The organism is Sphingomonas sp. 66-10, from assembly GCF_001897045.1.
Classification (GTDB): domain Bacteria; phylum Pseudomonadota; class Alphaproteobacteria; order Sphingomonadales; family Sphingomonadaceae; genus Sphingomonas; species Sphingomonas lycopersici.
The window spans coordinates 12,060-12,697 of the sequence record NZ_MKRR01000113.1; the positions used below are offsets into that span (position 1 = coordinate 12,060).

The window sequence follows — 638 nt, forward strand, 5'->3', positions numbered from 1 at the left end:
GCCAGAGACCAACGCGAACAGGATAGGAACAAATTCGTCGCGGCGTCAACCGATATTGGCGTTCGAAATCGAGACAAGCCGTTAGGCCGCTACGCGTGCTGATCTCGCGCTGTGGCGGATCGAGGTCCGCTAGCGCCCCCCATTCTACGCCGTTGCGACTGATACTTGCGCAGTCTGAAAGGCGCTGCTTACAACTGGCCCGAGGAACGAGGCAGGGTAGCGCAGCGCATGGCTAGATTGCAGATGCAGGTCGAAACGGCGCACCCGATCCTTTTCTTAGCCGATGCCGCGCCTGTCGTTTCGATCCCGCCAGACACTGGCGCGTCATTCGTCACCGCAACTCATGACTGTCTGGCTTTCTGGGTCTTGGCCTCCGTAGATGGCGCTTCGCTTGTCACGGTTTCGGACGAAGCCTGCGAAGCTGGTGGAGCACCATTATTCGACGGGACCATTGATGCCCCGAGCGGTATCGTCACCTTGATGGACAGCAGCACGTTCCGCTACCTTAATGTACCCGTTTTCAGCGGACGGCTCAGCGTTCGCGTTTGGGCGGAGGACGATCAAAACCCAGAGTGGGTTTGGCTTCAGCTCGGTACGATCCGGCAGATTTAATCGCGGCCATTGAACGGCGGCTAACT

At 58.6% G+C, this 638-nt stretch carries 1 protein-coding gene; it reads left to right on the top strand.

Annotation, left to right across the window (positions count from 1 at the left end; genetic code table 11):
- The first annotated feature begins 228 nt into the window (after nt 1-228).
- The gene (locus BGN95_RS12000; protein ID WP_286772731.1) at nt 229-612 is read left to right on the top strand and encodes a hypothetical protein; all 384 of its coding nucleotides are present in this window, start codon (nt 229-231) and stop codon (nt 610-612) included.
- The last annotated feature ends 26 nt before the right edge of the window (nt 613-638 follow it).

What these genes read in the sequence shown, in the direction of transcription:
- BGN95_RS12000 (WP_286772731.1), top strand. Translation starts at nt 229, where the DNA reads ATGGCTAGATTGCAGATGCAGGTCGAAACGGCGCACCCGATCCTTTTC.